Raw genomic sequence first — 23,692 nt, forward strand, 5'->3', positions numbered from 1 at the left:
AAGGCGCTTCTTCCGGGGAGCGCGGCGGAACCGAAGGAGCGACCCCATGACAGAAGCGCCTGGGATCACCGGCCACTGGGACATCGACCCCACCCACTCTCGACTGGGATTCTCCACTCGCCACGCGATGGTCTCGCGGGTGCGCGGAGCGTTCAACGAGGTGTCCGGATCGGCCGACATCGCCGAGGACCTCTCGCAGTCGACCGCCACGGTCATCATCGAGACCGCGAGCGTCGACACCCGCAGTGAGGACCGCGACAACCACCTGCGTTCGGCGGACTTCTTCGACGTCGAGACCTACCCGGAAATGCGGTTCGTCTCCTCGGCCATCGACGAGGTAGACGAAGGATCCTTCATCGTCACCGGTGAGCTGACGATCCGCGATATGACGAAGACCGTCTCGGTTCCGCTCGAGCTCATCGGCATCGACACCGATCCCTTCGGGAACCTCCGCGCCGGCCTCGAGGGCTCCCGGCGCATCGACCGCAAGGACTGGGGCGTGACGTGGAATACGAAGCTCGATTCCGGCGGCGTACTCGTCAGCGACAAGATCACCCTGGAGTTCGAACTCTCCCTCATCAAGAAGGTCGACGAGGAGGCCCCCACCGATTCTCCCGAGGCCGCCGACCAGGAAGAGACCTCCACCGTTCCGCCGGCGCCCGCCACCGAGGCGACCTCTGCCCCTGAGGCAGACACCACAGCACCGCAGGCCGCGGCACCGGCGGCCAATGCTCCGGAGAACTCCGCTGATGCCCCGGCACCGGAACCCGCTCAGCCGACCCCCGAGGCTCCGGAATCAGTGACCCCGACCCCGGTAGCCGACGAGACTGCCCCTCCGGCGCCGAAGACCCCGGAGAACGCAGCATCGGTGGCCCCGAACGCAGAACCCGCCGGCACCGAGTTCCCTCCCCCGCCGCCGGTCAAGCCCGCCGAAACACCGGCTGACAAGCAGGCGGACAAAACTCCCGAGACCAATCAGTCGGATTCGCAGTCGTCCGGGAGCGCGTTCGGAAAGATCTTCGGCCTCCGCTGAGCCCAGCACACTTCCGCTGACTCCAGCGGCCCAGCACAGCATTCTTCACCGCGGGTGAGATCGGTACACGAGCCGATCTCACCCGCGGCTATTATTGGGACCATCACCGTATGACCTGACAGAGGGAGTGGGGCTGCCATGGCCAAGCCGACGAAGATGGTCTCTGCCATCGGTTCTCTCAAGGACCTCAACACCGCCCGTGCCGAATTCGATGACGCGTCGAAGACCATTCCCGCTGAGGCGGCTTTCCCACCCGCCGAGATCCGCCCGGCAGCGGACGATTCCCGCACCCTGATGCTTCGGGTGACGAATCCCGGAATCCTCGCCGAGGCGGCCCCGCATTCATCGAGCCAAGGTGACACGTTCGCGGTCATCCACGTTCCCGCCGGCGGCGATTTCGCCGCAGCTCTCGTTCTTAATCCCTCCACTCAGATCGAGGCAGGTCAGACTTTCGCGACTATCGCCGACGAGGGCGAGTGGCCGGTCGTCGTCGCCATGGTTGAGGAGTTCCTCGGCATTCGCATCGATCACATAGCCCAGCTCGAGTCGGACGCTCTCGGCCGAGTCATCGACGAGCTCGGCGGCCTCCAGGTGTACAGCCGCGCCGCTTTCAACGCAGATGGAACCGACTTCGTCGAAGGGACGAACACCCTCGATAGAGCGACATCGGAAGTCTTCACCGCTGCTGACCCCATCGATGATGCAGGCCAGACACGAACCCGCAATCAGCGCGCAGTTGTCCGGGCTCTCATCCAGGCCCTCAAGTCCGGCGGACTGGTGAAAGACCCGAACAAGGGTGCAGCGGTGCTCGGACACTTCGCTTCGGGCATCCAGCACAATGCCGAGCTGACCACCGTCGAACTCAGCAAGATCGCCAACACTCTCCGCGCCGTGCAGTCTGACGACGTCGCAGTGGTGACCGTTCCCACGAACTCGCATCGTGAGGACGATGGCACAGTCGTCGTCGAATTCGACCCCGAGGCAGCGCCGGCACTCAAACAAGCCCTGGCCCACGATGACTTCGCAGATCTCCTCCGCTACCTAGTATCACTAGGGTACTAACTCCCGCCTCGAACTCTCGGGTCTCAACAGCTCCTCACCTAAAGTGCTCAAGTCCATGCAATATCGCCTATATTTCCGGCGTCTCGCAACCGGACAGAGGCGATTTACAATCGCACATTCACGATGCTGTTACATTAATCTCCGAGCAATAGCCGGCCCCTACGTTTCATAAACGGTTGCGACCATGACCATCGCGAACAACACGTCGAGCCGGAGACCAGCCAAAATATCGGTCTCTAATGTGCCGAATCCCCTCCGTCCGGGTCCAAGTTCTACGCCTTCGATCAAGATTGTGGCACACCAAACCAAAAATTGAGCGATACAACGAGTTCTTCATCATCCGGCGACCACACCCGCGACGGACTACACGCTGCCAAATATTGAAATACACGAAGCCTCGGCTTGGGCTCCGCGGATGCTTCCAGACCGGCAAATGGCCGATTGGCAAGTCGAACACGGACGAGAGGAGGAGGATGGATAGTCACTTGGACCGTCGAGCACATGGGTTGAGTTAGTCTGTCTCACGCTAAGAACTCACCACTATACGAGATTGCGAACGCCACCATCACTCGATCACAGCACAATTAAACTCCGTTGACTCCGCGCCAAGCTGGCTCGATGATGCCCGATGCGGTGACAAATAGATACGGGCAGCGTGCGAGAACATTTCCTCAGCTCATGGGCACGGCTATTCGCTCAAGTTGAACTACCTAAGCAAACAGAGCAGCTCGAACGCGCGCTGGGACACTACGGCCAAAGACATGAGCTCGGCGAACCATATCCGGAACCATACCCCAGGAACACCGGCAAAAGGCCATCCCAAACATGCAAGACGCTCAAACTGCATGCGGTATTACGACTGTACTTCACCAGGCCGACAACTGGTAGAATTACAACTAATAATAATACTTAAACTGGGCTACATGACCACCACGAAAAGGGCGGCCGACATGATCGAAGAATTATCCAATGCCTATAGCAACCAACCAGTAATCCTCCTCGCACACTGCAAACGAGGAGACCAAGAGGCCCTCGGAATTAAAATTAGGCTGGCCAGATTGTTTCAAATTGAGGCAGACGCGATCACGGCGAACGGTCACAACGGAACGTACAGCTTTCATATCCCGGGATCGTATACGACCTCGTTTGGGAATGAATACTGCGCGACAAGTCAGGAGTTTGCGGCCACAGCTAGCACCATCATTGACAGTGCAGTCATTCAAGATACTTCCGGCCGAGCCTTGCTAGATTACACGAGGAACACGATCCTCAAAATGACTGATGGCCAGCCCACAGCAGCCCCTCTTTCCCTCTTCTATGCAAATTTCTACGACAACACAGCGCATGCAATGAATGATTCATTCGGAATCGGCCGACTATATTATTGCGTTCACAAGGAGCTCTCCGTCGTATCAAATAATATAGCGGCTATCGCAGTCGCCCGAAATATCCCAACGAAGTCCGACCGCAAATATTGGGAATCTTACTACACTACCGGCGGAGCCGTCGGCGATAACACTTATGTACACGGTATTAAACGAGCCCCGGGAGGCACGCTTGTAAAAATGACAAGCCTGGGACTCAAAATTCGATTTCCCACCTCGCTCTATTCCGTCATATCGAGCTCCCGAGACAGAGCTGCACAATATGGCAATGCGATCGACTCAGCGCTCAAGTTGATCTCGACGGCCAAGCCGCTATTACAAAATTCCCTCAGCGTCGGTCTAAGTGGCGGCAGGGATTCCAGGTTCGTGACCGCACTTGCACTGCAGTCAGATCTCGATTTTCAGTCCTTCACCGCCGTACCACCCGATCTGGAGGCAGACATAGCCGAGCAGCTCCATGATAAATCGCGCAAGCACTTTAGGTGGGAACGCCGAGACAATCGCCTCAAAGCGAAATCAGGAAAGCCGCCAACCCAGCTCTCACCGATTCTCGAGAGGGCAGCGGACTGGTTCGAATTCACAGGCGGAGACAATTGGCCAACATTCATGCGAAAAAACTCTCCTCGGCGCAAACCGATTCCGGTTCGATCTATGGCACTGTCCGGAGCTTTCGGGGATTTCGCCCGCGGCCATTACTATACGAAGAACGAAGTCATCTCACGTGATCCCGAAACTGCGATTAATCGAATGCAGAGTTCATTCTTAAAAATGCGTCACCTGGCGCCCGCTGAGATACGTGAGAGCGGCGTCGATCAATTTAAGGCGACCTTTGATGAGATGGCGGACCACGGTATAACCGGCTTCTATGCACTCGACGGCTCCTTCCTGGTAAACCGCATGCGACGACAGTTCCCACATCCCGGACCAAACACGCTTATTCCCATGCTCTCAACGTCTATGGTCGCGGACGTGTTCTGGGATGACCCCGCTTCAAAGCTGAACGGAGACGCTCTTCGTGAAATGACCAACAAGCTAGTCCCTGAGTGGTCATCAGTTCCTTATTTCCACGAGGCAGCGGTTGGGAGCGACCCCGCCGTGACAAATAAAGTGACAATACAACCCACTTACTGGGAAGTTGATCGCGATGATTTTCTTGCGTCCGTCGAATACAGTGTTAAAAAGAATGATTTTTTCGACCTTTCTACTGCCGCTGTCGAACAGGCAATTGTTGATTTGCCCGGAGGTCGAACTCGCACTAACTCCTTCTTTGAGACAGTATTTTGGCACGCGGGCTTTAACTCCCTGCTGGACAGGATCAACACAGTAGTCTCTGATGGGTGAACCGCCACCGCTAGATAGAGCCTGAATGCGGGCCACAGAAACTTCACAATGAGCAGTGAATCGACCTTCGGTCACGATCATACCTACCTGGTGCTTTTGAAGTACTCGATTGCGACCCACTAATCACCTCGGCAGGGCCGACCGCGATGTCGTCTTTCGGTTCTTCCTGGCACAAGTTCGGTGTGGAACGACCAGGTAGAACCAAGGCTGTCCCGCCCTATTAGATTCTCTCTGACCGTGGGTTCGCTGGGCGCGCGCTTGCTCGGCGAGCTGTGGTCTGCTTGTACGGAAGCGCTATTCGGTAGCACCTGTGTAACGAAGTGGTGTGTAACTTCGTGACATCGTGGACACTGAATCTCACCTCATCGAACACATCCAATCTAAGAGCTCTGTATGCCGTTCAACACCCGCTACCAAATGTCTCTTCCCTACAGCTACTCGTCGACGCTGGATGTGTGTGTCTGCGTGCCAAATTTGATTTCGTGGGATCGAGCGTTTCAAAGGTCAGTGTAAGAGTGTCCTGACGAAGCCCACCAATTTGCTTATCGGCCGATATATCGAGCGTTGCCGAGTCTCCGCCCAACCTAAGTCGGGCGATTACCGGGATTCCGTCGTGGCTTGACTTGGACCGGCGTCGATGGACAGTCCCTCGCTTCGATAGCACCCAATCAATAAGACCGTTATTCCACGTGCTAAAGCGGACCGAAGCTTTCTGAACATCGGCGGGCTAATACTATCCACAGTACACGCTCTGCCTACTTGCACTAGGCATTCTGGTGCTACTTCGAACTCTTCGTTAGCCGCTTATCATTTCGTCGGTGCTATTTACTCGGGCCGAATCCCTTCACCATCTTTGTAACACTTTCAACTATAGATCGATAATCGGCGTCTCGATAGTGAAAGGGCTGTGGTCCCCATTTGTGCTCTCTTCCAATCCGAACCTGAGCACTCGTTCTCGTGACGGTACTCGGAATTTTCAAACGAGCAAGGTCGCGATAACGAGCGTAATCGGCATTGGCCGCAAGCGCCCGATCAGAATATTCCTCGGCCTCGGTTGGTGGAACATTGCGTAGGTTTGTCAGCGCCTCGGCGACACTTCGGCCCCGAGAAAGGCTCCGGTTGACTTCTCTTGCTCCTCGCTGAAACCGTCGCAACTGACGGCCCAACTGCGACACTCTATCGTTCTGAGGATGTTGCGCGCCCTCAATGGCAGCTGCCCATTCGATATCAATGAAAATCGACCGGTTCAGCAGGTCCGTCGACTTCAACCCTGTGACAAGGAGTTCGAAGCCAGCCCGCCATTTTTCAAAATGTTCATCGGTGCCGAATTTTACTAAGCGAGCACCCGACATCCTGGCTTGACGAGACGCCCCGCAAGATTCCAGTTCGATAGAGTTGGTCATTGTCGTTCCGTCTGGAAACTGCCAATAGCCGCGCCGCTCATCGACTAGGTCAACTAGCACAACATCAAGCTCATCGGCGTGCCCCTGAATTCGGTCGACTCCACGTCCTTCCAGGTCTCCTAACACCATTCGTTTTTGGAACGGTGAGTCAAGCCTATTGAGATCCAGTCGACTGACGCCGTGAGGGGACTGGAGACTTGTTGCTGAATGCCGCGCAACATAGACAACTACCAAAGCGTCTCGCATGAATTCACAGGTGTCCCGGCTGACGCATGAACCGAATATCCCAATTCTCATCACAATGTGTCTCCGGATACTTCTGGCACCGAGTCGTAACGTTTTCGTTCAACTCCGGCTTCCTCATCACTTCGCCGCATCTGGCGCAACTGATATCTATCCTCGGCCATTTCTCGTGCCCTCGAACTAAGCCTCCTTCCGGTCAAATCATCCGATGCAGCTACTGTCGAAGCGCGATCCTCAGGATTCTCTGCACGAAGCACAACTTTGCTGTCTTTAGGACGCAGTCTAAGCGGCGGGAGTTCGTTGTGACTTCGCGGTCCGTTACTTGTTTGAGAAGCCGGTTTTGGCAACGCAGGAAACGTCGCCTTGGGGACTTCAATGTCTAAATTCTCTGGCCATACTTGCGGCTTGTCAGTCTGAACAGCCGAGGACGACGCTTCCCCAATGCGAGTGGAACTGGTCCGTCTTTTGACATGCCGCGAGTTACGAATCAACTTCTTCCTACGCCGTGCCGCGTGGCGAGGTATAGGATTTTTGATGAGTTCCGGCTCAAGAACGTCAATTTCTTCTCTGACGGCATTACTGACTACGTCATGAAGGAGCTTATCTGCAATTTGTTCGTTCCCTTTAGCAACGTTCCACGCCCACCACCGGTACTTTTCGGCCACTGCTTCTGCGGGACCATTCATCAGAATCTCACCTTTGTGCATCCAAACTGCGCGGGTGCACAATTCTTGGATCACCTTGGCAGCGTGATTGACCAGCAGCACTGTACCTGCCTCAGCGAGAAGCTCGTCCATTGCTCGTTCGCTACGCTCGGCAAAGGTCGCATCTCCAGTCGACAGTGCCTCATCGATAAGCAGAATCTTCGGCCGCGCGGCCAACGCGATTGCGAATCGCAGCCTGGCCCCCATCCCTGAAGAGTATGTTCCCATCGGTCGGTGGATCGCCGCGCCAAGAGCGGAGAGCTCGACGACATAGTCAAAGGCTTCGGTTGCTTCTGCGGGTGACAGCCCCATCGCAAGGCATCCGAGGCGCACGTTCTCACTACCAGACAGTGCTGGCTGTAGCGCAGCGCTGACTCCAAGCAGAAGCGGCTGATAGCGGACGAGAATGCGTCCACGATCTGGCTGCTCAACTCCGGCAAGGTTACGCAGAAACGTCGACTTACCGGAGCCATTAGCACCGACAATGCCTACCATCTCCCCTTCGCGGGCGACGAAATTGACTCCGCGAAGAGCGCGAACCGTTGTCTGACCTCGACGTCCCACGATGGCGTTGCTCAATCGTCGGAGACCTTTGGCTCGGTGACTTGGATCGTTTGTGCTGACGGTATAGCGAACCTGTACATTTTCGGCGACAATTGTCGGATCATGGAGTTCAAAGTCGACCATAGTTCTCCTCCCCTCTCCAGAAAAACAAGAATCCGACAATGAGTAGTCCGAATGCCCACACGGCTCCAACGACCCACATTTTGGGATCCGAATCCAGCCCGTAGAGCAGAGAGTTGCGCGCTATCGTCAGGTACGCGTGCATCGGGTTGTATTGCATGGCTTCCAAAAGCATCGGATGATTTCCCAATCGATCTTCAATGGAGAAAAACACACCTGACCCGTAGAACCAGAACCGGCTGATGATTGACATTAGGTTCGTGAGGTCGGGGAATTTATGACCGAGACGTGCAAGGAAACATGCTAGACCTACGTTGAAGAGCGTTTGCAGAATGATAACCGGGACAACTAGGGCAATGCGCCAGGTGATGACTTCGAGCGGTGGCACGACCACAAGCACGATGACCATGACGAGCAGAGTCGGCATGAAGTCAAGGAAATTACGAACGACAGTCGAGATCGGAAGTGCCGCCCGCGGGAATTGGAATCCCTTGATCATAGACGCGCCTGAGCGGATCGCTCCAGTTCCGCCGGTCATACACTTGCTGGTGAAACTGAAAAAGAACACTCCGACGACTAGGAAGCCGAGAAAATTGTCGATGCCTCTTTGAGTCTGAAGAATATAGCCAAAAATGAACCAGTACGCGAGCACCGACAACAGGGGATTAAGGAACAGCCAACCGTAGCCGAGCAGATTCTTCCTTGTCGAGCTGGACATTTTGGCACGGGATTCGGCGACGATGAAGTGTCGACGGTTCCACAACGCACCTAGATAGCTACGCAGACTCGTTCGTCGTCCGACAGGAACGAGTCCCTCGCTTGAGACCGATGGAATCGAGCTCAGCCCCAGGGGATTCTTCGTCTCACTCATCGCACTTCAGCTTCCATGAGTTGAGAATAGACCTGCCCATATCGTCGTCCGATTTCCTTCCACCTGCGCGTCGCAAGAACGTGTGCACGTCCATTCTGTCCGTAATTCTCTCGTGCGCCGTCATCCCAAGCCAATTCGGACAGCGATTCTGCCAGAAGTTGAGGCGCTTGCGGCGGAGTCCACAATCCGGCATTCCCCGGCACCAACTCTCGCAGAGCTGGGAGATCCGAGATGACGACCGGTCGTCCAAGTCCCATCGCTTCAATCGGTTTGATCGGTGTGACTAACCGGCAGACTGGTTCGTCCTTACGCGGAATGACGATGGCATCGAGTGCAAGTTGATAGTCGATGGCCTGAGTCTGCGACACACGCCCGGTGAACATCGCCCTGTCTCCAAGTGCCGCGGCACGTTCTCGCAATTCGGGCAATGCGACGCCATCGCCGGCGATGAGCAGCCGCATATCCGTACCCTGTCTGCGGGCGAGAACGACGGCATCGACGAGGTCGTCGAGACCCTCGTAGCCGACGATCGAAGCGGCTGTACCGACCCAGATACCGTCCTCTGGCAGACCGAGGAGGGCTCGGGCCTTAGCCGGAGAACGGGTTGGGTCCGCGTTCACCACAGCCTCGGATACGGAATTCGGAATGAGTGTGATCGATTCGGCTGGGACTCCCCCGGCGACGAGGTGCTCCCGCATGGTTTCACCCAGAGTGATGACGGCATCTGCTGCTGAGGCGACTTCGATCTCCTTCGAGCGCATCAGTGCGAAGCGCTGACTAGTCCGTCGGGCTGTACGTTCGGCAGGGGTGCTGCCAGCCGCAGCCCAGGTCTCCTCGAGAACTCCACGGACCTCATACACCCAGGGCAGTCCGATTGCTCGGGCGGCTGCACCGGTGGCCAACCCATTGACGTAGTGAGTAGTGGTGTGCAACAGGTCGACCTGACGTTCGAGAACCTGGTCCGCGATCCATGCTGCTTGCTCATCGAGCCGTGCGGTGGGAGTGGCGGCTGGGCGGAGAGGCACGTCGCGAAGATAATCGACACCGTCAACAGTCTCGACTGTGTCTGCACTGAGGCGACCGATCGTCACCGGGTAGGAGGGACGAGTGGTCGCTGCCACGCGATGCCCGGCATCTTTGAGGGTAGTGAGAATGAGGTGGCTGCGATAGGCGTAGCCGGATCTCGTGTGAGGCAGTGAGTTCGTCAGCACGTGCAGGGACGCGGCGGCTCCAGCGCTCGTGCAGGCCGCGGGTCGAGCAGTGAGGTACGTGTCGGTGTCGGGCCACCATCCAGGCGACATGGATATGCGCTCTGCAGAGAGACGTCGTTTGCGTTTGCCATCCGGAAGGGCATGGATCGCCTCGTCGATCTTGCCTTCGGTCCACAAGATTCGGGAGCGCAGCGAGGCTGCGGATTCAAGGGAATCAGCGATGCGATCAGCGACGTCGAGCATGCCGAGGTTGAGTGCGATTTCACCGAGAAGCCGAGACGGATTCTCCTCCTCGGCCGCTGTGATGATGGTCTTGGCGCGGCTCTCCTGTCCCATCAGCCACGCCGAGGCGGCACGTGTCGCAGCACCGGGGACTTTCCCGAGCAGACGACCGACTGTCTGTGATGCTGTTTTCGGGAGCCTGCGTGCAAGCTGCATGGAGAAGAACACACGGTCTTCGTTCATGTGGCCGGCAGTCGTGATGACCGCATTGCCGATCTGCTTGGCAAGGAACTTGAGGTTCATGACCGCACCTGCTCAAGGATCTGGTCGTATTTTGCGCCCATGACGTCGACGCAGGCGTGGTCGACCACCCACTGATGACCGGCGGCGTCCGGACTCTCGACTCCCTGCACCAATGCCTGCATCGCGGTGACGATCGAATCGACACCTCCGGGGCGAGCTACGACACCAGCCTTGTTCTCGCTGATGATCTCGGCCGCTTCCCCCGCCACGACACCGAGAATCGGCACCCGACGGGCCATGAGTGAATAGAGCTTCGATGGCACCGTGAGCGAATGGGCAGGAACGTCGCCGAGGCTGACAAGTCCTGCATCGGCCCATTCCCAATGATCAGCGAGTGCTTGCCCGGTGGTCTGCGCGAAGAATTCGACTGGTGCTTCGAGCGTTCCGGCGAGAGTCTCCAGGTTCGATCTGTCTGCGCCGTCGCCGACGATGCGAAGTCTGATACCGGGGACTCTCGAGGCCGCGGCGATGACCGAGGCAAGATCCTGTGACCGACCGACGGTGCCGACGTAGAGCAGTTTGGTGTCGGTGTCGTCGGCGGTGCACTGATGAGGTGTCTGGTCGATCTCGGACCGTGCGACACCGCTGCGGACGACCTCAGCTTGAATCCCTCGACGTTCCAGGAGGTAGCGAAAACTCTCGGTCGTCACGACGACCGCGGATGCTCGTCGCTGGGCGACTGTGAGCAGCCCGGGAAGGGCCTTCTCTTCGAGATAGGTAGTCGCTAATCGAGGAAGGTGCCTTCCGACTGCATTCGTCACCAGCGACAGATCGCTGATGAGATCGGGCCAGACGTCTCGAACTTCGGCAATATGAGGGACATGCAGCGCTCGTGCGACGATGTCCCCTGCGAAGAGAAACGGCAGGGCCGGTGTCGTCGAAATGACGATATCAGGTGTGTGAGGTCCGCGCATCTTTCCGATGATCGCGTTCACGGCGCCGGCCGAAGCGACTCCTTGATCGAGCAGCTGACGGGCCATAGAGCTTCCGCTGTGCAGGTAGGGCACGCGAAGGATCCGCTCCCCCAGCTCGCCGGTCTCCCACGTCCCGCCGAGCTTCGCCTCGACCCGATTCCGCAGACGCCCCACCTGAGAACCGAAGAACTCATCGCGCCTCGTGTACGGATAATGCGGGTGAGGCGCTGCGACGACGATTTGGTGCCCCTGGGTGACAAAATGACTGACGAGGGTCGCCCATCGGCGCTGCGGAGCGCCGACCTCGGGCCAGTAGTAATGGCTGAGCAGGAGGATCCTCATGTGTTCGCCGCCCCCTTCCGAGCACGTCGCCGGAGCCACAGCGGCAACAGCGCGTAGAGAGCGAGCAGCACTACCCAAAACACATGGGCAGGGTAAGTCGTTGCCGTATTGCCGCTCACCAGCGTCGGCACAGCCATGATGCAGGCGAGGATGCACAGACATGAGTGGAAAAGCGAGACGGAGCCGTGCGGCCACCCTGCCTGCTGTATGCGCTGATAGATGTGTTCCCTGTGGGGAAGCAGGATATTCGCGCCCCGAAACAGACGAAGCACCAAGGTGAGACCGACATCGAAGAAGACGAAGATGATCGGAGCCACGATGACAACGATCGGCACACCTTCAACGAAGAGCCATACTGCCAGCGCAAAGACGGCTGCACCGATTCCGTAGCTGCCGGTGTCTCCGAGGAAGGCCTTTGCCCGTCCGAGGTTGAAGGGGAGGAAACCGACTGCTGCACCTGCCAGTGCCAAAGCGAGCAGTTCTATGTCCTTCTCACCGATCCACGAGCCGACGAATGCGAACCACCCCGCTGTGATGATCGTCCACTCAGCGGCATAGCCGTTGAGGCCGTCAACGAAATTCACGGCGTTGACGGTGGTCACTCCAAGGACGGCGAAGGCAAGCAGGTGGGCAATGCCCTGAGAAGAGATCATGGCGATGGTCGCACTGAACAGCAGAGCCAGGACGATCTGCCCCACTAATCGACCGGCTGGTCGCAGCGAGTCAAGGTCGTCGGCCATACCGATTGCCGAATAGCACCACGTCAGCACCAGGAACCCGGCGGGCAGCAGAATACTGCCGAGTCCGAAGACTCCGTGTTCGGTGATGTTCCAGATCATGACGACCACGGTTGCGACGGTGATCCCACAACCGATGGCAATGCCTCCTCCGCGCACGGTCGACAACGTGTGCGAAGACCGATGCGAGGGGACGTCGACGATCCCTGCTCTGCGCAGCAGCGGGAAGACGACGAGCACGCTGACCGCCGTGATCGCTGCGGCTCCGACGAGTATCACCAGCGACTGCAGATCCATCAGGAGCCGACTCCGGTGTCCTGTGATTCTGCGTCGAGGAGGCTCGTCAACCCTGCTGCGAGGTCTTCCCGGTGGGTGTAGACCTGCGGATCGCGAGATTCGGCGACGAGGGCTGCAAGCTTCTCAAGATCGATCGGTGTGATCGGCACTTGTGTGATGAGCGGATGGTTGGGTCGGCTGTCGACTTCCCCCGGCGAGAGGAGTGCCTCGGTGAGCTTCTCTCCCGGCCGCAGGCCCGTGTAGACGATCTGCGCATCGCTGCGACCCGACAACGCGATCACTCGCTCGGCAAGGTCGGCGATGCGAATCGGCTCGCCCATATCGAGAACTAAGGTCTCTCCAGGACCGCCGATCGCTGCTGCCTGCAGAACAAGTTCACAGGCCTCATCGTCGGTCATGAAATACCGAGTGACTTCCGGATCAGTAACGGTGACGGGGTCGCCTGCCGCGACCTGAGCCACGAAGGTCTCAAGCACGGATCCACGGGAGCCGAGCACGTTGCCGAAACGCACTGACATGTACCGCCGTTCGGTCTCTGCCGCCACAGAGGCGATCGCACGTTCGATTGAGAATTTCGTCCGACCGAGCACGGAAGTTGCCCCGGCGGCCTTATCAGTGGAGATATGAACGAAGGAATCGACCTCATGAGTCACAGCAGCTTGGAGCAGATCGAGGCTTGCTCCGACGTTTGTACGAACGGCCTGTTCGGGGAAGCGTTCAAGGAAGGTCAGGTGCTTGAGAGCTGCGGCGTGGAAGATGATGTCGGGCCGCGTTTCTCCGACCAGGGCTTCGATGAACGCAGGATCTCTGAGGTCCCCAAGAATGAGGTCATCACTGGTCAGCAGCGCGGAACCTTCAAGTCCAAGTTCCGTGGCGTGCAACCCGGATTCGTCGCGGTCGGTCATGACGAGCCGAGCCGGGTCGAAACGAGAGACCTGGCGGCACAGCTGGGATCCGATGGAGCCGCCCGCACCGGTGACGAGGACGCTTTTCCCGGTGATAGCGGAGGCGATGTCATCGATATTGGTCGAGATCGGCTGACGGCCGATGAGATCTTCAAAGCTGATATCGCGGAAGCCTCGATGCCGTAGATCGGAAACGCCGACTGAGTCCGGCTCCGGTCGAGTGTAGTTGGAATCAGAGAGCTTCGGCATGATCTTGATCTCGACAAGACGAGATTTGAGGTTCGACGCGATCTGTGAAAGCTCTTCGGGTGGCAGGTCAGCAATGGCGATGATCACTACTCCGGCGCCGGTGCGGTCGATATGCGCCGCGATTTCGGAAATTGGTCCGAGAACTCTGATGCCGTTGTAGCGCAGGTGCCGTTTAGCCGGATCGTCATCGAGAATGCCGACGGCGACGTATTCGCTCTTCGCATCGTGGGCAATCATGTCGAGGGCGAGCATCCCCTGATCGCCGGCTCCGACGACGAGTGTCGGGCGGGACGATCCCGAAGTCGTAAGACTGCGCTGGCGCAGATTGCGACGAGCCCAGTTTTCGAGGCTCTTGACCACGATCATCAGCGCACCAGCAGCAATAGGGACGCTGGTCGGGATGAGCAGACTGTTGGCGAAAGCAAATTCCGCCACCCACATGGTCCCGACGCCCAAAGCGACGGTCCCGACGATTGCTGCGAACTGGTCAGTCGAACCGCGTCGGTAGCGGCCGCGATAGATCGCTAGCGGTCCGCCGATGAGGAAGACGGCCATGGCGATCGCAGAACACACGAATATACCGGGAACATTGACGAGTTGCGCATGGAAGTCGTACCGCACAAGCGTCATTACCACGACGAGGAACGCAAAAACGAGACCGTCGATAAGAGACAGCGCCATAGCTCTGCCGTATCGCCGAATCGGGGTCCGCGAGGGATGGGGCCCGGAGTTGCTTCCCACTGTCCTCGTTTCCCTCGACGTCCATGGTCTGGCTCGACTTACTCTACTTGGGCCACCTGCATCTCACAGGAGCTGGTTAAGCCTCTTGCGACCTCTTGATTGTACTATTGGGCCTAACAGGTTTCGCACAGGAATACTGCGGAAAACGATAAGAACTGGTTGCATTTCGCTTGACGCTCTTCGCCGAGAGCGTTTTCACTTGCGGTGTTTAGCACTATTTGAGCCGTGCACATGTGCGTCCAGCCTTCGCCCGACATTGATCTGACCGAAAGGATTCAACAGTGGCCCAATCGCCGCTTCGTACTCTGAGGACAGGTCTCTGGCATCTTCGCAAAGGTGGACCTGCTCAATTTCAGAAATGGAGACGTCGTCGGAACATTGCCCAACCGGTTGCCGGCGGTGCTTCGACGGCTCATCTAGATGCAGACAATCTCAAAGACGAGTTCCCTCCAGCGCCGAGAACCGATCGTCGTCCGGCATTTGAAAACCTCAACGTGGGTACCATCCTCGACGAGTTCTCAGCCGAGAGCTTTAGCTACGAATGGAAAACTATCCCGCTGAAGCGCACTGCGTGGAAGTCTCAGCTTGCCGTTCTCGATTTCGTATTCGTTGAGTCGGCTTGGAACGGCAACGGCGGAGACTGGAAGTTCAAACTCACCGGTACGACCGGACCAAGTACAGAGATTGCTGAACTGCTGGCAGAATGCAGACATTGCGGAATCCCTACTGTCTTCTGGAACAAGGAAGACCCGCCGCACTTCGATGACTTTCTCCCCCTTGCCAAAATGTTCGATGTGGTGTTCACAAGCGACGTACGGCTTGTTGGCGACTACCAGAGATTGCTGGGCCATGACCGTGTCTACCCGTTGGCGTTTGCCGCCCAGCCTGCAATTCATTCTCCTGTCCGTCCGTCGAAGAACTTTGCTGGTCGCGATATTGCTTTCGCGGGAATGTATTTTACGCACAAGTTCCCCGAACGACGAACGCAGATGGACCTGCTGTTGGGAGCAGCCGACGAGGTGTCTTCTCGAATGGAGCATGGACTCGAGATCTTCTCTCGGTTTCTCGGCGATGATGAACGGTATCAATTTCCCGGGCGCCTGGCGGACAGAGTCGTCGGGTCGTTGCCCTATCGAAATCTGCTGACCGCGTACAAGAACTACAAAGTCTTTCTCAACGTAAATTCGGTGGTCGACTCGCCAAGCATGTGCGCGAGGCGCATCTTTGAAATCGCGGCATCCGGAACCCCGGTCATATCAACTCCCAGTGAAGCGACGAAGCGGTTCTTCCCGCTTTCAGAACTCCCTCAGCCTGAAACTCAGAAAGAAGCCGAACTGGTCCTCAGAGCGTTCGTCAGAAGCAGCGAACTGCGGAACCGCACGGTTCATCTCGCGCAAAGACGCATATGGAAAGAACACACCTACACTCATCGCGCGATGTCGATCATGGATGTCATCGGCGTCGAATACAGTGATCCGATTCCTCGGTCCGTTTCTGTCGTGGTTTCGACAAACCGACCAGAGCACCTCAGCAATGTGTTTGAAACTCATGCCGCTCAACAGCTTGAGAACCGTGAGCTGATCGTCGTCCAGCACGGCTTCAAATCATCGCCAGAGGCGATGCAGCGTGCGTCTGAACTGGGCATCGAGAATCTGACTTTGATCGAAGCCGCAAGCTCAGACTCTCTAGGCGCGTGCCTCAACCGAGGCGTCGCGGCAGCCTCCGGCGACATCATCGCCAAGATGGATGACGACGACATATATGGCGAACACTACCTGTCAGATCAGCTCGCGGCTCTGCGCTATTCGAATGCGGATCTTGTCGGCAAACAAGCTCACTACCTTCATCTGCGCAACCGTGACATCGTAATGTGTCGATTCCCTGAACGCGAGCATCGGTTCACCGACTTGGTCATGGGACCCACCCTGTTGGGCCGCAAAGAGCTGTTCCAACGATTCCCGTTTGCCGATCGCACACTTGGTGAAGACACCGACCTTCAGCGTCGGCTGGTCTCCGCAGGAGCACGGATCTATTCAGCAGATCGCTTCAACTTCGTTCAAGTCCGTGACTCTCATGGACACACCTGGAATGTCGACGACGATCTGCTCCTGGCCAACAGCAATGTCCACAGCTTCGGATTCAGTCGTGGACACTACTGTTTCTGACTAGAGCTCAGCGGTTGCCGAGCAGTTCGTTGAGGATATCCACGCTGCGTCCCGCAGAGTGACCGTCGCCGTACGGATTCACGGCGTTAGCCATTTCCCGATATGCCGTCTTGTCATCGAGGAGACGTGAAACTTCGGAGATGATCGTCTCTGTCGCAGTTCCGATCAGTTTGACCGTTCCGGCGTCTATAGCCTCGGGCCGCTCGGTGTTTTCCCGGAGCACCAGGACCGGTTTGCCGAGGCTGGGTGCTTCTTCCTGGATTCCACCTGAGTCCGTGAGCACAATGTCGGAGGCGTTGATGAGGTGCGAAAACTCGCCGTATTCGACGGGCTCAATGGATATGACGTTGTCGAGGTCCTGAATTTGAGGAGCGATCGAGGCGCGGACCTTCGGATTCTTGTGCGCGGGCCAGATGATCAGCAGATCGGGATAGTGAGTGGCTAGATTCCGCAGGGCTTTGCCGATGTTCACCATATTTTCGCCGAGGTTCTCTCGTCGGTGTGTGGTCACCAGCAGAACTCGACGATCATCAGATTCGAGCGCTTGGAGTTCGGGGAGGCTGAATTTCACTGGTCGCTCAACGGCCCACTGCAGGGCGTCAATCACAGTGTTTCCGATAACGTGGATATTCTCTTCGGGAACCCCGTCGGCCAGCAGATTGCTTCGCGAGACCGTGGTCGGCGCTAGATGTACCCGTGCAATCTGGGAAACTATCTTCCGATTGGCTTCTTCCGGGAACGGAGAGTTGATGTCGCCACTACGCAGCCCGGCCTCCAGATGGACGACCGGGACCTCCCGATTGAAGGCAGCGATCGCTGCTCCCATCACCGTCGTCGTATCGCCTTGGACAACGACAGCATCTGGCTCGAATTCGGCAAGCACTTCGTCGATCTTGGAGATGACGCTGCCTGCGATACTGTTCAATGACTGCCCATGCGCCATCATGTTGAGATCGACGTCGGGAACTATGCCAAATACCTGATTTACTTGATCGAGCATCTCGCGGTGTTGTGCAGTCACAACGACTATGGGAGTGAGATAGGAGTCCGCCTCGAGCGATTTGATTACGGGCGCCATCTTGATAGCTTCCGGTCGGGTCCCATAAATGACCATGACCCGTGATTCACTCTCGGCACCGTATTCGTCCAACCGTATCTCCCTCGCAAACTATGAACGCCCCCTGATCAAGGTCGTTCTACAGGATATAGCACCGTCCTCAGCTCTGACCCTTCTCTCTTGCCGTTCCCTCCACGCACGATGCACTCGCAGATTTCGGCCTTACCGGCCTTTAGAATTCTGAATTAGAATCGGTTCGACCGTGACTATTAAACAAGACGGAGCACCGCACGTATGCCGCCCAGCGCAACTACACGACGCCCGACAGTAGCTGTCATCGGACTCGGCTACATCGGATTGCCGACAGCTGCCGTATTGGCCAGTTCGGGAGCAAATGTGATCGGCGTAGATACAAATGCTGAGAACGTCAAAGTCATCAATCGCGGTCTCGTCCCGTTCGTCGAGCCGGACATGGCAACAACTGTGGCCGGTGTCGTGTCTCAAGGCTTCCTCACTGCAACAACGGAAACCCCGCACGCAGAGACCTATATTGTCGCCGTGCCTACACCATTTGTCGACGGCCACAAGCCAGATCTGTCCTACATCCGAGATGCTGGTGAGCAGATTGCACCACTTCTCGTCGGCAACGAACTCGTGGTGCTAGAATCAACATCGCCCCCGGGCACCACGGAGTTCCTCGCCGAGACGATACTCAAAGTTCGCCCTGATCTGACGTTGGAGCCCAACGCTCCCAATTCGATCTACTTCGCCCACTGCCCTGAGCGTGTTCTTCCTGGCCGAATTATGATCGAACTCCGCACCAACGACAGAATCATCGGAACTCTGAACGGAAACGCCGGCGAGCGCGCCCGCGAGCTTTACCAGTTGTTCTGCGAAGGCGAATTCCTCATGACTGATGCTCGCACCGCTGAACTGTCGAAGTTGACCGAAAACGCTTACCGCGACGTAAACATCGCCTTCGCCAATGAGCTTTCAATGATTGCCGATTCGCTGGATATCAACGTCTGGGAGCTCATTGAGCTCGCCAATCACCATCCCCGAGTGAATATTCTCCAACCGGGACCCGGAGTGGGCGGACACTGTATAGCAGTCGACCCGTGGTTCATCGTAGCTGCGTCGCCCGATAGGGCGTCACTCATCAAGACAGCTCGTGAAGTCAACGATGCAAAGCCGGAGTTTGTAATCGACAAGCTGCTGCCACAAGCCCGCCGAATAAGCAGCGTGAAGATCGCAGCTCTGGGATTGGCTTTTAAACCAAACATTGATGACCTGCGTGAGAGTCCAGCTCGACAAATTGTAGGTCGGTTGGCTGAAGAGTTACCAGAGGCCGAGATACTCGTAGCCGAACCCAACATCGATCAGCTCCCTGTCGAGCTCCAAGCTTGTCCGAATGTCTCACTGTCATGGACTGAAAGCGCCATTGAACACGCCGACATAGTTTTGCTACTCGTTGATCATCAAGAATTCACCCAACTCGACCCATCGATCTTAGCTCAGAAAATCGTCCACGATACTCGAGGGGTTTGGACTTGATCCGAGTGGAAGCCCCTCTGCTGCATTACATTTTTCCCGGACAGTTGCCGTATGCTTCCTAAGAATATGACTGCAATAGTGTCAAGGCGCATCTGCACGCGCGAACCTGTCCAGAAAGCACAGCTGTGAACCTACGAATTCAAGAGTCAGCCGACGTTGATGCCAGCGCCCTCATTGGTGAAGGATCCTCAATCTGGCATTTAGCACAAGTCCGCGACGGAGCTCGTCTTGGCAAGAACGTCGTCGTCGGCAGAGGTGCTTATATCGGTTCAGACGTCCATGTCGGCGACAACTCCAAGATTCAAAACTACGCACTCGTCTACGAGCCGGCGGATCTGGCCAATGGTGTGTTCATCGGACCGGCCGCAGTTCTGACAAACGATACTTTCCCGCGAGCTATCAATCCCGACGGCGGACAGAAGGATGCGAGCGATTGGGACGCAGTGGGCGTCAGAATCGAGCAGGGTGCAGCGATCGGAGCCCGCGCTGTGTGCGTTGCTCCAGTTCGCATCGGGGCTTGGGCAACAGTAGCAGCGGGCGCCGTCGTCACTAGCGATGTTCCACCGCATGCCCTAGTTGCAGGTGTACCCGCGCGGCGCATCAAGTGGGTGGGTAAATCAGGCACACCCCTTGAAATGAACGAAAGCGGATTGTGGAAAGACAACTCGACAGGCGATGTCTATCGAGAGAAGGAAGATTCTGACGAATTGGAAGAGGTCTCTGAATGAACAGTGAGTTCATACCGCCAGCATCACCGATCATCGGTGATACAGAGCGCAACGCAGTGGACCATGTGTTGAAGACTGGCATGATCGCACAAGGACCGGAAGTCGCTAAGTTCGAGCAGGAATTCGCTGAACAAGTGGCAAGCCCGGCAACATGTGTCGCGGTGAACTCCGGTACATCTGCTCTCCACCTCGGACTCCTTGCCGCTGGAATCGGCGAGGGCGACGAAGTCATCGTTCCTTCATTTACGTTTGCGGCCACTGCCAATTCCGTCGCTCTGACTGGCGCGACACCGGTATTCGCCGACATAGACATCGACTCCTACACACTGGACCCGGCCTCGGTGAAAGCGAGCATTACGGACCGCACCAAAGCCGTCATGACCGTTCACCTCTATGGGCTCCCGTCTGACATCGCAAGTTTGCAGAACATCTGCGACGAGAACAATCTGCAGTTCTTCGAAGATGCTGCTCAAGCTCACCTCGCTGAGTTCAAGGGGCGCCAGGTGGGTACTTTCGGTTCGTTCGGAGCATTCTCCCTGTATCCGACAAAGAATATGACCTCAGGCGAAGGCGGCATGCTCTCCGCAACGGATGAAGAGCTCCTCCGCTTAGTACGCGTCTACCGCAACCAAGGTATGGAACGGCGGTACGAGAACGAAGTTATCGGGTTCAACTACCGCATGACGGATGTCCACGCCGCTATCGGACGTGCGCAGCTTCGCCAAGTACAGTCCTGGACTGAAGTTCGTAGGGCGAACGCAGGTTATCTGAATTCGGGCCTGGAAGGAGTCGTTACTCCTCACGTGCCAGAAGGTCGTAAGCACGTCTATCACCAGTACACGATTCGTTTGGACGGCGCGGAAGCTGCCGACCGCGATCAAGTCGCCAACGCCCTCAAAGATGAGTTCAATATCGGCACTGGTGTCTATTATCCGGTTCCCAACCACAGATTGCCTTCTCTGGCTAAATTCGCTCCAGGTCTTGACCTTCCTGCCACCGAGCAAGCTGCTTCGGAGTGTCTATCACTTCCGATCCATCCTAAACTCGGCGAATCCGACCTCGACCGAATCGTGCGCGGAGTGAACACCGCGGTACGGGCTGGAGCTTGACATGCCTGATTTGAGAGCTGGACTGGTTGGCCTTGGCATGATGGGGCGTCACCATGCCCGAAATCTCCACGCGCTTGAAGGAGTCGATTTCGTTGCCGTGGCCGACGCACTTGGAGACCCTCACGGAGTGGCAGGCAATCTACCCGTCTTCTCTAGTATCGATGAGCTAATCGAATTCGGAATTGACTATTGCGTAGTAGCCGTACCGACGCACTTGCACTATGAGACCGGAAAGAAGCTTGCTGCAGCAGGCGTGCACGCGCTCATCGAGAAGCCCCTCGCGGGAAGTTATGCTGAGGCGCTCGAACTTGCCGAGCTGTTTCAGGCCGCCAACCTGGTGGGCGCAGTCGGTCATATTGAGCGATACAATGCGTCTCTGCAGGAGCTTCGCAGACGATTGCAAGCAGGAGACCTCGGCGAAATTTATCAGATCTCAACCAGTCGACAAGGCCCATTCCCCAGCAGAATCGCCGATGTCGGAGTCATTAAAGACCTCGCCTCTCACGACATCGATCTCACAATGTGGGTAGCAAGCAGCGGATACGAATCTGTCTCCGGCCGAACATTGCACAAATCCGGACGGGAGCACGAAGACATGGTGGCTGCAACCGGTCTGCTTCAGGCCGACGTGACAGTCAATCATTTGGTGAACTGGCTGACGCCTGCGAAGGAACGTCGGACGACTGTTGTCGGTGAGCGAGGTATGTTCGTCGCCGACACCCTCACCTCTGATCTGACCTTCTACGCAAACGCTTCTGTGAACACCGAATGGGAGGAGATGTCACACTTCCGCGGCGTCGCCGAAGGCAACATCACCAGGTTCGCTTTTCCCAAACCTGAGCCCTTGCGAGTCGAACACGAATACCTTCGTGATGCCATCATGGGTGACACCACAGCAGAAATCGTTACCCTTCATCAGGGCGCGGAGGTACTGCACGTCTGCGAGGCGATGCTCGAATCCAGCAAGACCGGAACAACTGTCGCTCTGTCCTGAGCACGATTCAAAGGAAGAAGCACCAAACGTGAAAATCAGCGTCATCGGACTCGGCAAGATCGGACTTCCCCTCGCCGTACAGTTTGCAACCAAAGGTCACGACGTCGTCGGCATCGACGTTCAGCAACGAGTAGTCGATTCGATCAACGAAGGAATCGAGCCATTCCCCGGCGAGTTCGACCTTCAAAGGAAGTTGAGTGAGTCTCGCAGCTCCGGTCGTATCCGAGCGACTACCGAGTACTCTGACGGGATTCCGAACAGCGACGCCATCGTCATTGTTGTACCGCTTTTCGTCAATGACGAAACCTGGCAACCAGATTTCGGTTGGATGGAGAACGCCACCCGTTCGCTAGCTGAGCACCTCACCCCCGGAACTTTGATCTCTTACGAGACGACTCTGCCCGTGGGGACTACTCGGAATCGCTGGAAGCCGATGATCGAAGAAATCTCGGGGCTCGCTGAGGGCGAAGACTTCTACCTAGCGTTTTCACCTGAACGCGTGCTGACCGGGCGTGTATTCGAAGACCTTCGCAAATACCCCAAACTGGTCGGTGGGCTTGGCTCCGTCGGTACCCAGCGCGCGATCGATTTCTATCATTCTGTACTCGATTTCGACGATCGTCCCGATCTTGCGCCCCAGAGCAATGGGGTCTGGGACATGGGCACCGCCGAGGCAGCGGAGATGGCCAAACTTGCCGAGACAACCTACAGAGACGTCAACATCGGACTCGCGAACCAATTCGCGCAGTTCGCGGAGCAGAACTCGATCGACATCTACAAAGTGATCGCAGCCTCAAACTCACAGCCCTACAGCCACATTCATCGGCCCGGAATCGCTGTCGGCGGTCATTGCATCCCGGTCTATCCTCGTCTGTACCTCTACAACGATCCGCAGGCAAGTATTGTGCGAACCGCTCGAGAAGCGAATATGGACATGCCCGCACACGCTGTACGGATGCTGGAAGGGAATCTCGGCGACCTGAGGGGTAAACGCATCGTGGTGCTGGGCGCTTCGTACCGCGGAGGCGTCAAAGAGACCGCATTTTCCGGAGTCTTCCCCACCGTGTCCACTCTGGAGGCGAAGGGCGCGGCGGTTTCTGTTCACGATCCGATGTACAGCGATGAGGAGCTCCGTGCGTTCAATTTCGAGCCAGCGCATATCGGGCAACCGGCCGACGGACTCGTCTTGCAGGCGGACCATCCGGAATACCACGATCTCTCACCTGAAACCTTCCCCGGAGTGCGCGTACTTGTGGACGGCCGGAACGCCACCGATGCGTCCAAGTGGAGTAGCGTTGCGCGCTTGGTGATCGGAGGCGGAGAGTAGGGCCTGAGGCAATGCCGGGTTTCTCCCGACCGACGCTTCAGTCCATGAGATCATGGGCCGGGCGACTCCGGAGCCAACTGACCGGACTTCTTCAGTCAGCTTCCGCACGAT

The 23,692-nt window shown here is 57.1% G+C and carries 17 protein-coding genes; 9 read left to right on the forward strand and 8 right to left on the reverse strand.

Annotated features, from left to right (window positions below; translation table 11 throughout):
* Positions 1–46: 46 nt before the first annotated feature.
* The 3 genes from IHE57_RS16790 (at position 47) to IHE57_RS13595 (ending at position 4,821) form a co-directional block, all read left to right on the forward strand.
* On the forward strand, positions 47–1,033 hold the full coding sequence (locus IHE57_RS16790; protein ID WP_209373795.1) for a YceI family protein: 987 nt from the start codon (positions 47–49) through the stop codon (positions 1,031–1,033).
* 138 nt (positions 1,034–1,171) lie between these two features.
* The gene (locus IHE57_RS13590; RefSeq protein WP_209373797.1) at positions 1,172–2,095 is read left to right on the forward strand and encodes an LCP family protein; all 924 of its coding nucleotides are present in this window, start codon (positions 1,172–1,174) and stop codon (positions 2,093–2,095) included.
* 923 nt (positions 2,096–3,018) lie between these two features.
* Positions 3,019–4,821 carry a hypothetical protein gene (locus tag IHE57_RS13595; RefSeq protein WP_209373799.1) on the forward strand — a complete coding sequence of 601 codons (1,803 nt, stop codon included), beginning with the start codon at positions 3,019–3,021 and terminating at the stop codon, positions 4,819–4,821.
* Between the two features lie 821 nt (positions 4,822–5,642).
* Here IHE57_RS13595 and IHE57_RS13600 read toward each other — a convergent pair.
* The 7 genes from IHE57_RS13600 to IHE57_RS13630 form a co-directional block, all read right to left on the reverse strand.
* The gene (locus tag IHE57_RS13600; RefSeq protein WP_301541245.1) at positions 5,643–6,521 is read right to left on the reverse strand and encodes a DUF6270 domain-containing protein; all 879 of its coding nucleotides are present in this window, start codon (positions 6,519–6,521) and stop codon (positions 5,643–5,645) included.
* Complete coding sequence (locus IHE57_RS13605) at positions 6,521–7,858, reverse strand: ABC transporter ATP-binding protein (RefSeq protein WP_209373803.1); 1,338 nt, start codon at positions 7,856–7,858, stop codon at positions 6,521–6,523. The genes IHE57_RS13600 and IHE57_RS13605 overlap by 1 nt, the downstream gene beginning before the upstream one ends.
* On the reverse strand, positions 7,845–8,726 hold the full coding sequence (locus IHE57_RS13610; protein ID WP_209373805.1) for an ABC transporter permease: 882 nt from the start codon (positions 8,724–8,726) through the stop codon (positions 7,845–7,847). Before IHE57_RS13610 ends, IHE57_RS13605 begins: the two co-directional genes overlap by 14 nt.
* Positions 8,723–10,387, reverse strand: coding sequence for a glycosyltransferase family 4 protein (locus IHE57_RS13615; RefSeq protein WP_209373807.1), 1,665 nt, complete (start codon positions 10,385–10,387; stop codon positions 8,723–8,725). Before IHE57_RS13615 ends, IHE57_RS13610 begins: the two co-directional genes overlap by 4 nt.
* A gap of 71 nt (positions 10,388–10,458) precedes the next feature.
* Positions 10,459–11,718 (reverse strand): glycosyltransferase family 4 protein, encoded by a 1,260-nt coding sequence (locus IHE57_RS13620; protein ID WP_209373809.1) that lies wholly within the window; start codon positions 11,716–11,718, stop codon positions 10,459–10,461.
* Positions 11,715–12,557 carry an MraY family glycosyltransferase gene (locus IHE57_RS13625; RefSeq protein WP_209373811.1) on the reverse strand — a complete coding sequence of 281 codons (843 nt, stop codon included), beginning with the start codon at positions 12,555–12,557 and terminating at the stop codon, positions 11,715–11,717. Before IHE57_RS13625 ends, IHE57_RS13620 begins: the two co-directional genes overlap by 4 nt.
* A 194-nt stretch (positions 12,558–12,751) precedes the next feature.
* Positions 12,752–14,587, reverse strand: a complete 1,836-nt coding sequence (locus tag IHE57_RS13630; RefSeq protein ID WP_209373813.1) for a polysaccharide biosynthesis protein — start codon at positions 14,585–14,587, stop codon at positions 12,752–12,754.
* Between the two features lie 341 nt (positions 14,588–14,928).
* Here IHE57_RS13630 and IHE57_RS13635 point away from each other — a divergent pair, with 341 nt between their 5' ends.
* The gene (locus IHE57_RS13635) at positions 14,929–16,812 is read left to right on the forward strand and encodes a glycosyltransferase family protein (RefSeq protein WP_209373815.1); all 1,884 of its coding nucleotides are present in this window, start codon (positions 14,929–14,931) and stop codon (positions 16,810–16,812) included.
* A 7-nt stretch (positions 16,813–16,819) separates the two neighbouring features.
* Here the strand turns inward: IHE57_RS13635 and wecB are convergent, their stop codons facing one another.
* Positions 16,820–17,926 (reverse strand): non-hydrolyzing UDP-N-acetylglucosamine 2-epimerase, encoded by a 1,107-nt coding sequence (gene wecB, locus IHE57_RS13640; protein ID WP_209373865.1) that lies wholly within the window; start codon positions 17,924–17,926, stop codon positions 16,820–16,822.
* Between the two features lie 237 nt (positions 17,927–18,163).
* Here wecB and wecC point away from each other — a divergent pair, with 237 nt between their 5' ends.
* The 5 genes from wecC (at position 18,164) to IHE57_RS13665 (ending at position 23,581) form a co-directional block, all read left to right on the forward strand.
* Positions 18,164–19,423, forward strand: coding sequence for a UDP-N-acetyl-D-mannosamine dehydrogenase (wecC, locus tag IHE57_RS13645; protein ID WP_209373817.1), 1,260 nt, complete (start codon positions 18,164–18,166; stop codon positions 19,421–19,423).
* Positions 19,424–19,548: 125 nt separating this feature from the next.
* Positions 19,549–20,151 (forward strand): acyltransferase, encoded by a 603-nt coding sequence (locus IHE57_RS13650; RefSeq protein WP_209373819.1) that lies wholly within the window; start codon positions 19,549–19,551, stop codon positions 20,149–20,151.
* A complete protein-coding gene (locus tag IHE57_RS13655; RefSeq protein WP_209373821.1) occupies positions 20,148–21,260 on the forward strand; it encodes a DegT/DnrJ/EryC1/StrS family aminotransferase in 1,113 nt (370 codons plus the stop codon). Before IHE57_RS13650 ends, IHE57_RS13655 begins: the two co-directional genes overlap by 4 nt.
* A gap of 1 nt (position 21,261) precedes the next feature.
* Entirely contained in the window at positions 21,262–22,254 is a 993-nt protein-coding gene (locus IHE57_RS13660; RefSeq protein WP_209373823.1) for a Gfo/Idh/MocA family protein, read from the forward strand.
* Between the two features lie 28 nt (positions 22,255–22,282).
* Positions 22,283–23,581, forward strand: coding sequence for a nucleotide sugar dehydrogenase (locus IHE57_RS13665; RefSeq protein WP_209373825.1), 1,299 nt, complete (start codon positions 22,283–22,285; stop codon positions 23,579–23,581).
* Positions 23,582–23,692: the final 111 nt, after the last annotated feature.

The organism is Brevibacterium renqingii (assembly GCF_017808105.1).
Lineage (GTDB): Bacteria > Actinomycetota > Actinomycetes > Actinomycetales > Brevibacteriaceae > Brevibacterium > Brevibacterium renqingii.